This is a genomic window from Wolbachia endosymbiont of Glossina morsitans morsitans (assembly GCF_000689175.1).
In the GTDB taxonomy this organism is placed as follows: domain Bacteria; phylum Pseudomonadota; class Alphaproteobacteria; order Rickettsiales; family Anaplasmataceae; genus Wolbachia; species Wolbachia pipientis.
This window is the reverse complement of the sequence record NZ_AWUH01000112.1, coordinates 18,731-27,996: the sequence shown is the minus strand read 5'-3', so window position 1 is coordinate 27,996 and position 9,266 is coordinate 18,731. Positions and strand designations below refer to the sequence as shown.

Here is a 9,266-nt window from a genome sequence, read left to right as displayed (position 1 = left end):
GTTTATACCTCGTCATTCCGCTACTTGTTAGAGGGATCTATGTTAAGAGATACCGCGGCGGTATAAGGATAAGACACAAGCCTAATGGAAAAAATTGCGAACGCCAGTGAAAAACATAGCAATTTTATTTGCATTTGCAGCTTTTATCACATCTTGATCTTTCAGCGAGCCGCCGGGCTGAATTATAGCTGTAATTCCATGTTTTGCACTTTCAACTATGCTATCTGGGAATGGAAAAAATGCATCTGAAGCAAGCACTGCACCTTTACATTTTTCACCTGCTTTTTTCACTGCAATGTTCACACTATCTATTCTGCTTGTTTGCCCTACGCCGATGCCAATAGCACAACCATCTTTTGCTATAACTATTGCGTTGGATTTCACATGTTTACATATTTTCCAGGCAAAAATAAGATCTTCGTTTTCTTTTTCTGTTGTAGTGCACTTTGTTACTTGTTCTGCTTTTATTGTGTGGTCATTATTTTCTTGCACCAAAAACCCACCAACAACATTTTTAATTTGGTATTTCACATTTTGTTGGAAAGATTTATGAATAATCACTCTTAAATTTTTCTTTCTTTGTAAAATTTTTAGTGCCTCATTGTTTACCAATGGTGCTATCACTACTTCCAAAAATATCTCGTTTAATTTTTCTGCTAGCTTTAAATCTATCTCCCGATTTAAGGCAACTATGCCACCAAAACTGCTTACTTCATCACATGATAGAGCCTTTTCATATGCCTCCAAAGCATTATTACTAACAGCAGCGCCACATGGGTTATTGTGCTTTATTATCACTGCTGCAGGCTCTTCGAATTCAGAAGTTATGTTAAGTGCGGACTCTATATCTACTATATTATTATAACTCAACTCTTTTCCATGTATTTTTTCCAGTGGATATTTGGTGAATTGATTGCTATAAAATGCAGCTTTTTGATGAGGGTTTTCACCATACCTTAATTCTTGTGCTTTATGCCCATATAGTGCGAAAAACTCTGGCAACTCATTATTTTTACTCTGGGATAAAAACCAACTGTGAATATTAGAATCGTAGTGTGCAGTGAGAGCAAATGCTTTGGTTGCTAAATATTTTCTATATTCCAATGTTGTTTCATTGTTATTTTTTATCATCTCAGCTTTTAGTGCTTCGTAGTCTTGAATGCTAGAAATAACTGAAGTAAAACGAAAGTTTTTTGCTGCAGCTCTAATTAACGCCACTCCGCCGATATCAATTTGTTCTATAATTTGCTCTTCATTTGAGCCGCTACTTACTGTCTCCCAAAATGGGTATAGGTTAGTTATAAGCAGGTCTATTGGCTCAATACCTAGATTTTGTATTTCCGTTTTGTGTTTTTCTCTATTGCAAAGTATTCCTCCATGAATTTTAGGGTGTAAAGTTTTTACTCTACCACCCAGTATCTCTGGAAATTGTGTGTAATCTGAGACCTCTTGTGTTTTTATTCCTGCACTAGATAGCGTTTTATAAGTATTTCCCGTTGAAAGAATTTCTATTTGTTGCTGCATTAAAAACGATGCAAGATCAATTATATTCGTTTTATCGTATACTGATATTAAAGCTCTTTTTATTTTCATTTTTATATGGAAAGTTTTTTAAAATTATATCTAAGAAAAAGGAATTTGTCTATATATAGCTACTACGTCATACCTCCGCGGTATCCACAACTGTACGAACATTGTGATACAAGAGACCAAGAAAGATGTAATCCCAGTCCCCAGACACGGGGACCCAGAAAACTTCACTTTAAATGAGCACACCAGGTGGCTGTACAATAGAAACTGGATTCCAGACTGGAATGACACCATCTACTACCCAAATTACCTGCAAATTGCATTGTTCGTACACCAAAACGCGTTATCTTGTTGTAGATTCCGCTAACAAGCAGCGGAATACCGAATTGTAGAAGTTGCTTTAGTCCTCCTAACCTTCCCTTCAAAGTAGTCTATTCTATAAATTTTTTTACCATGCTTGATTTCAAGCCGCGAATAAAATCTTCAATACTGCAAGGATTTCTCCCTTCCATTTGTACAACTTTAGGAATTAAAGTGCCACCTTTTAAACTTATGTGCGTATTATCGTTAACAATCTTACCTTGTTCTGAAGCGAGAGCTTCAAATTCAGCATCAAGTATCCTGATACGTTTATTTTCTATCTTAATGAATGCTTTTGGGTAAAACGCTTTAACCTTTCTATAAGCAACTTCACAGGCATCACTTGCATAAATTTTATAGTCTTCCACTTTGTCAGCGTAACATGCATTGTTATCGTTCTGTTTTAAGGGAAGCTGTTTTTTAATTTCGTTTAGCACTTTCAGCAGTAAATCACTGCCTAGCTTAGATAATTTATCATGCAATGTCTTGTAATTATCGTTCTTTTCGATAAGAAATTTTTCCTGTTTTAAAATAGGGCCGGAATCTAATCCTTCATCCAATTGCATAATGCTAACCCCGGTTTCTTGATCTCCTGCTAAAATTGTGTGCTGTATCAGGGCTGCACCACGCCACCTTGGTAGTAATGAAGGATGAATATTAATACAACCATATTTTGGAATATTCAAAATTTCTCTTGGAAGTATCAATCCATACGCGGCAACAACCGCAACGTCTGGCTTGAAATTTCTAAATTTTTCTTGCTCTGCCGAGAACTTTAGAGAGATAGGAGTACATACCTCTATGTTACTTTCTTCAGCGATAACATGTACCGGAGATTTCATTGGCTTCTGTCCACGCCCCGAAGGTTTTGGAGCCTTGGTGTATACTGTCACCACTTCGCTCTTTGATTTCAGTAACAAGCTCAGAGAATTAACAGCAAATCCTGGTGATCCCATGAAAATAATTCTCATGGTGTTTTTGCTTTAAGAATTCTCCGCTAATTTACCACTTACAGTTTCTACTAATTTGGCAAAATCATCCTTATAATTAACTGCCATCTCAGCAAGAATTTTTCTATTTAAATCAATTCCGTCAAGTGTAAGACCATGCATAAACCTACCATAAGTAAGCCCATGCTCTCTTGCTGCTGCATTAATACGTATTATCCATAAGCTACGGAAATCACGTTTACGGTTTCTTCTGTCTCTATAAGCATATCGCAGTGCTTTTTCAACTCTTTGTAATGCAATTCTATAACAACTTTTTGCGCGCCCTCTATAACCCTTTGCTAGTTTCAATATTTTTTTATGACGAGCGTGAGTAGTGACTCCACGTTTTACCCGAGCCATTTTATTTTACCTCCATTTTGTTAAATACCGTAAGGCATATGAAGCTTAACTATACGCGAGTCAGATTTACCAAGAATCGTTGTACCGCGCTTATTACAAATATTAGATTTACTTCTCTTTACCATGCCATGCCTTTTGCCTGACTGAGTAGAAATAACTTTACCCTTAGCTGTAAGGTGAAAGCGCTTTTTCACAGAAGATTTAGTTTTTAATTTTATTTTCTTCATATTCCAAATAAATTTACAAGCACTACTATTGAGTTCTTTAATAGTAATTAAGCATTAATATAAATAATTTTATTAAAGAATCAAATTAAAATTGCATATTAAAGGAGTTTAAAAGTAATTACGCCCAATATGTGTGTTATACCTTCTTTATTCCCAAGTGGCAACAATACTTGCCTCATTTTAACACTTTCACTTTCTTCCTCTTCATTGATCGGGCATTTACTCTCTATTACAGTATCAAGTTTATCAATAACTGCATCTATTTTATATAGTCGCAAAAATGGTGCATCAATTGCATACTTATTATCAATGCGCGTCTTTTTCTCAAAACCATAGAATTCAACAGCCTTTTCTCCTGCATTTTCACAAATATAACCTTGATCCTTGACTTCAATGACAAAACAATGCTGCCATGATTCCATTATTTCTGCAGTGTCTATTTCATGCCTTTCTGGCCAATCTCTGTCTGATCCTTTTATGTCATTCCAGTGTTGAGTCACCACATTTGCTATTCTTTTTTCTTTGCCTACATAAATTTCCATTCCAATTTCCACATATAAAACACAGATATGAGGTAAATTTATCGTGAATATATTGATTTTTTCTTACCACAAGGTGCATGTCACTAGAAGTTCTGAGATCTAGAGAGTGGTATTGATTTTATTTCCATTACAACTTATTATTTATAGATAACCTCAATAAAAACGATGAAGCTAAACGAAATCAGAGAAAGATTTATAAAATTTTTTGTAAATAATGACCACGAGCAGGTTTCTTCTTCTCCTTTGATTCCAGAACATGACCCAACGCTCATGTTCACAAATGCTGGTATGGTGCAGTTTAAAAATATTTTTACTGGTGCTCAAAAAACTGAAATGAAACGTGCTGTCTCAAGTCAAAAGTGCCTAAGAGCAGGCGGTAAACACAATGATCTGGAAAATGTTGGCTATACAACTCGGCATCACACATTTTTTGAAATGCTCGGAAATTTTAGCTTCGGTGATTACTTTAAGGAAACTGCGATAGGATTTGCGTGGGAATTTATCACTAAAGAGTTATCTCTTGATAAAAACAGACTATCCATAACCGTCTACCATACTGATGATGAGGCGTACGAGATTTGGCGTAAGATAAGTGGCTTTTCAAGTGATAAAATCATAAGAATTACAACGGGTGATAACTTTTGGAGTATGGGAAGCACTGGTCCGTGCGGTCCATGTTCTGAAATTTTTTATGACCATGGGAGTCCTAATTTACAAGAGGGCGATAGAATTGTTGAAATCTGGAATCTGGTATTCATGGAGTTTAACAAAGATGAAGAAGGTAATTTACACAAATTGCCAAAAAAATGCATCGATACTGGAATGGGCCTTGAAAGAATAGCGGCTGTTATGCAAAACGTCCATGATAACTATGATATTGATCTATTTTCTGCTCTGATAAGTAAATCACAAGAGTACTGTGGAAGAACGGAAAATAAAATAGCGCATAAGATCATAGCAGATCATCTTCGCGCGGCTGCATTTCTCATCGCAGAAGGAGTGCTTCCTGGAAATGAGGGCAGGAATTACGTATTACGCAGATTAATTAGGAGAGCCACACGTTATATTCACCTGCTTGGATATAATGATTCCCTACTCCATCGTATTTTTCCAGTGTTGATAGATAGCACGAGTTCGGCTTATATGGGAGCTGAATTAGTCAGAGCTAAAAGCTTAATAGAAACGACGTTAAAATCAGAGGAAGAAAACTTTAAAGACACTTTGATGAAAGGTATCAATCTCCTGGAGAAATTCACTACAGATTTAAAATCGGGCGATACTTTGCCTGGAGAATCAGCGTTTAAGCTATATGACACCTACGGATTTCCTTTGGATATTACACTTGATATTTTAAAAGAGAAAAAAATAAATTTTGACCAGAAGGGTTTTGATGATGCAATGGGAGAACAAAAAGAGAGAGCACGTGCTAAATGGGCTGGATCTGGTGAAAAATCTGTTGAGCAAGTATGGTTTGATTTGATCAATAAATTTGGCAAAACAAAATTTGTTGGTTATGAGTTCAATGAAGTAAGTGATGCGAAAATACTAGCTATAGTTTCCTCTAAAAATGAAGTAATTGATTCTGCAAAGGAGGGAGAAAAGATAACCATTATACTTGATAAAACACCTTTTTATGGCGAGTCAGGTGGACAAGTGGGAGATACTGGCAGTCTGATCAAACCTGGTAGAAGTATTATTATAGTCGAGAATACCAATAAGGTTAATGACCTATATTTGCACAGATGCATAGTTAAATTCGGTTCAATTTGTAAAGGTGACACAGTTACAGCAAGCATAGATAAGGAAAGAAGGCAAACCTTAAGGAGAAATCATTCAGCTACACACCTTTTGCACTTTGTATTAAGAAAAATCTTGGGTAATCATGTCACTCAAAAAGGTTCCCTAGTTGCACCGGATAAGTTACGATTTGACTTTAGTCATAACACTCAAGTTACTCAGGATCAGCTATTCTTAGTAGAAGATATGGTAAACTCTCTAATCAGAGAAAATCTTTCCGCATCTACAAAAATTCAAAGCATGAATCAGGCAATAGACGAAGGAGCTATGGCGTTATTCGGCGAAAAATATAGCGATCAAGTAAGAGTAGTGAAGATTGGAGATTCAAGGGAACTGTGTGGTGGCACACACGTTGAGCATACTGGAGAAATTGGTTTGTTTAAGATAGTAACAGAGAGTTCTGTTGCTTTTGGAGTGAGGAGAATTGAAGCTTTAACTGGTCAGGAAGCAATCAATTATGTACGTGATAATGAAATTAACTTAAAAAAAGTTGCAGAATTCGTAAAAGCGCCGGTGAGTGAAATAACAAGCAGATTAAGTATTTTAAGTCAAGAACACAAAAGATCCGAAACCAAAATAAAAAGCCTATATAAAAAGCTTGTGAGTGCAGAGAATATAAAAAGCACCGAAATAAATGGAATAAATTTTATAAGCCACACTTTCACTGATATTCCAGCAAATGTAATAAGAGAGTTTGTTTTGCAGCAACAAAAACCAAAAACGGTAATAGCTTTTACGGCAACAGAAAAAAATAAAACAGTCTTGATTATTAAAGTAAGTAAAGACTTAATCAATAAGATTAGCGCAAAAGAACTAATATCCATAGCAGTTAAAAAGAACTGTGGTGGGAATACTGAACTTGCACAAACAGGCTGTGATAGCAATAAAATAGATGATGCCATTACAGCCATTTATAGCAAAATAACAGCTTCTAAGCACTCTACGTCATACCACCACGAACCGTTATACCGCCGCGGCGCTAACAAGTAGCGGGATGACGGTTGTCATTCAGCCACAAACATTAAGAAATTTACCAAATGAAAAAAAAGGCAAAAGAAGCCCCGTGGTTATTATCCGCTTTAAAATATTGGCGTTTTTTATGTTTTAAACGCTTGACAAGCGAAATTCAGCTGCTTTTAATTGCAACTAACTTACGCTGCAAATGTTTAAGATATTTCCTAAGCAGAAAAAAAGACAAAGAATCCCCGAGTTAGCTAGTCTTTTACTATCTCTGTCGAGTATTGGCATTTTTTGATGTCTTGTAACGCTTTATAAGCGCGTTCAGCTTATTTAGATAAAAATCTAGATGTAGATGAAGTTTTGTAAAGACATACAGTATCTATATACTGCAAAAAATTGAACACAAGACGCCGATACATTAAGTAATCCTTACCTTTTAATCTGCAGATTGGCGAAAGCAAATACAATAGCTTCAGTTTCATGATAAGGGGGCTAGCGGAGTTTGTCAAGGAATTCTTATTAAAACTAAAGAGCTCAAATGAAAGGAGGTAAACTCTAAAGTATACATTTAGTAGCGCTTTCTATGAGAGAAATCGTATTACCTATTCCGTAAAGCTTTATGAAAGATCCCATTCTTGGACCGGTTTTTTGGCCAAGTAACGTTTCATATAATAGCTGAAACCAGTCACGTAAGTTGGTGTAATCATATTTTTTTCCAATAGAAAATACCTGAGATTGAATCTCTTCAGCAGTAGCAGTTGTAGATAGAGAATGTAAAGTGTCCTTCAAATCTAGTAACGCTGCTTTTTCTTTTTCATTTGGAGTTTTATATGATTTTGTTGGCTTGATAAAATCGTGATAATACTCTACTGCAAAGTCTGAAAGTCTATCAAGCATTTTATTATTTTCTGGTGTAACGTTTGGTGCATAAGAGGATATAAAACCCCATAGGATCTCTTTGTTTTCAGCATTACAAGCTGCTGCTAGGTTTAAAAGTAGTGAGAAATTTATGCCTGAAGTTTCTATACTGGGAACATTGCCCTGGTGAATGTGCCAAGCAGGATTATTTATATCCTTTTCTTTGTTCTCATGATAACGCCTTACAAATTCTAAATATTCATCAGTTGATTTTGGTATCACATCAAAATATAAACGTTTAGCTTTTTTAGGACTCTGAAAAATGTACAATGCTAAGCTCTCTGTTGGTGCGTAAGTTAGCCACTCTTCAATTGAAATGCCATTTCCTTTTGATTTTGATATTTTCTTTCCTTCTTTATCAAGGAAAAGCTCGTAGCAAAACAGAAGTGGTGGCTTTTCTCCAAGTATTTCACATATTTGACTTGAAAGCACAGCAGATGGAGTTAAATCTTTTCCGTGAGCTTCGTAATTTACTCCAAATGCGGCCCACCTCATTCCCCAATCAGGTTTCCATTGCAGTTTACATTTTCCTTTTGTCACTGGAACTTCTATTTTTTCCCCGTTTGGGTCTTCATATGTGATTGTTCCTTTCTCTGTATTTGTTTCAATTACTGGAACTTGTAAAACTTGAGAAGTTTTTGGGCATATTGGCAAGAACGTACTATAAGTCTGCTGTCTTTCTTCCCGAAATGATGGAAGCATTACGTCCATCACTTTATCATAATTTTTCAGTAAGAGTAAAAGTTTTTCATCGTAAACGCCAGATTTATAACACTCTGTTGCACTCCTGAACTCGTATTCAAATCCAAACATATCAAGAAATTTACACAACAATGAATTCATATGATGACCATAACTTTGATGAGTGCCAAATGGATCAGGTATCATAGTCAATGGTTTATTTAAGTGCTCTCTTAGCATCTCTTGATTTGGCACATTATCTGGTATTTTTAGCAAACCATCCATATCATCTGAAACTGCAATGATTTTGGTTTTTATACCAGGAGCTATTTTTTTTAATGCATTTACAATAACTGTAGTGCGGAAAACCTCTCCAAAGGTTCCTATGTGGGGTAAACCAGAGGGTCCATAACCAGTTTCAAATATTATTTCTTTTTTATTAGGAAACTCTTGCAATATTTTTTCCGCTTCTTGAAATGGCCAACTTGTCATTATCGGGATTAAATAATGTATCTTAACTTAAAGTGCTACTAGTTTCAATGGATTTTTAATATAATGATATAGTATTAGTGTTAGAGCTATTATTAGAAGGTTAAAGATATGTCCACAGGTAGTATACAAACAGATCAATTATTTAAAGGTCTTACAAGACCTGCAATGCTCTTTGGTGTGAGTTATATGTTTGCAATATTAAACGTCCTGATTTGCATGCTAATTTTCATTAATTCAAATGATTTAAGAGTGATTCTCTTAATGTTACCAGGTATACATGGACTTGGTTATATAGCTTCTGCAAAAGAACCGTTGTTTATTGAATTATTTATGGTAAAATTGGGAAAGTGCTCGAAATGTTTAAATCGTTTTTATCATGGAGCCAATTCTTATGATATTGCTTAACGTTG

At 35.4% G+C, this 9,266-nt stretch carries 8 protein-coding genes and 1 pseudogene; 3 read left to right on the top strand and 6 right to left on the bottom strand.

What is annotated here, in order from left to right; genetic code table 11:
- Positions 1-81: 81 nt before the first annotated feature.
- Entirely contained in the window at positions 82-1,593 is a 1,512-nt protein-coding gene (gene purH / locus WGMM_RS02755; RefSeq protein WP_038249664.1) for a bifunctional phosphoribosylaminoimidazolecarboxamide formyltransferase/IMP cyclohydrolase, read from the bottom strand.
- A 133-nt stretch (positions 1,594-1,726) separates the two neighbouring features.
- On the opposite strand from purH, the pseudogene WGMM_RS07485 reads away from it, so the two are divergent.
- Positions 1,727-1,874, top strand: a pseudogene (locus WGMM_RS07485) (WPE palindromic element domain-containing protein); the annotation flags it as partial.
- Between the two features lie 87 nt (positions 1,875-1,961).
- Here WGMM_RS07485 and fmt read toward each other — a convergent pair.
- From fmt to WGMM_RS02735, 4 genes are all read right to left on the bottom strand, one after another.
- Positions 1,962-2,861 carry a methionyl-tRNA formyltransferase gene (gene fmt, locus WGMM_RS02750; protein WP_038249661.1) on the bottom strand — a complete coding sequence of 300 codons (900 nt, stop codon included), beginning with the start codon at positions 2,859-2,861 and terminating at the stop codon, positions 1,962-1,964.
- A gap of 12 nt (positions 2,862-2,873) precedes the next feature.
- Entirely contained in the window at positions 2,874-3,239 is a 366-nt protein-coding gene (rplT, locus tag WGMM_RS02745) for a 50S ribosomal protein L20 (RefSeq protein WP_038249658.1), read from the bottom strand.
- A gap of 20 nt (positions 3,240-3,259) precedes the next feature.
- A complete protein-coding gene (gene rpmI, locus WGMM_RS02740; RefSeq protein ID WP_038249656.1) occupies positions 3,260-3,466 on the bottom strand; it encodes a 50S ribosomal protein L35 in 207 nt (68 codons plus the stop codon).
- Between the two features lie 98 nt (positions 3,467-3,564).
- Positions 3,565-4,008, bottom strand: a complete 444-nt coding sequence (locus tag WGMM_RS02735) for a PAS domain-containing protein (RefSeq protein ID WP_010962890.1) — start codon at positions 4,006-4,008, stop codon at positions 3,565-3,567.
- Between the two features lie 165 nt (positions 4,009-4,173).
- Between WGMM_RS02735 and alaS the strand changes: the two genes are divergently transcribed.
- Positions 4,174-6,795, top strand: coding sequence for an alanine--tRNA ligase (alaS, locus tag WGMM_RS02730; protein WP_038249653.1), 2,622 nt, complete (start codon positions 4,174-4,176; stop codon positions 6,793-6,795).
- Between the two features lie 525 nt (positions 6,796-7,320).
- Here the strand turns inward: alaS and WGMM_RS02725 are convergent.
- Positions 7,321-8,856, bottom strand: a complete 1,536-nt coding sequence (locus tag WGMM_RS02725) for a lysine--tRNA ligase (protein ID WP_038249650.1) — start codon at positions 8,854-8,856, stop codon at positions 7,321-7,323.
- A 108-nt stretch (positions 8,857-8,964) separates the two neighbouring features.
- On the opposite strand from WGMM_RS02725, the gene WGMM_RS02720 reads away from it, so the two are divergent.
- Positions 8,965-9,261 carry a type IV secretion system protein VirB3 gene (locus WGMM_RS02720; RefSeq protein WP_007548615.1) on the top strand — a complete coding sequence of 99 codons (297 nt, stop codon included), beginning with the start codon at positions 8,965-8,967 and terminating at the stop codon, positions 9,259-9,261.
- Positions 9,262-9,266 lie beyond the last annotated feature (5 nt).

Bases quoted from the DNA above. Each gene is read 5' to 3' on its own strand.
- rplT (WP_038249658.1), bottom strand. From the start codon at position 3,239: ATGGCTCGGGTAAAACGTGGAGTCACTACTCACGCTCGTCATAAAAAA.
- WGMM_RS02720 (WP_007548615.1), top strand. From the start codon at position 8,965: ATGTCCACAGGTAGTATACAAACAGATCAATTATTTAAAGGTCTTACA.
- fmt (WP_038249661.1), bottom strand. From the start codon at position 2,861: ATGAGAATTATTTTCATGGGATCACCAGGATTTGCTGTTAATTCTCTG.
- WGMM_RS02735 (WP_010962890.1), bottom strand. From the start codon at position 4,008: ATGGAAATTTATGTAGGCAAAGAAAAAAGAATAGCAAATGTGGTGACT.
- WGMM_RS02725 (WP_038249650.1), bottom strand. From the start codon at position 8,856: ATGACAAGTTGGCCATTTCAAGAAGCGGAAAAAATATTGCAAGAGTTT.
- alaS (WP_038249653.1), top strand. From the start codon at position 4,174: ATGAAGCTAAACGAAATCAGAGAAAGATTTATAAAATTTTTTGTAAAT.
- rpmI (WP_038249656.1), bottom strand. From the start codon at position 3,466: ATGAAGAAAATAAAATTAAAAACTAAATCTTCTGTGAAAAAGCGCTTT.
- purH (WP_038249664.1), bottom strand. From the start codon at position 1,593: ATGAAAATAAAAAGAGCTTTAATATCAGTATACGATAAAACGAATATA.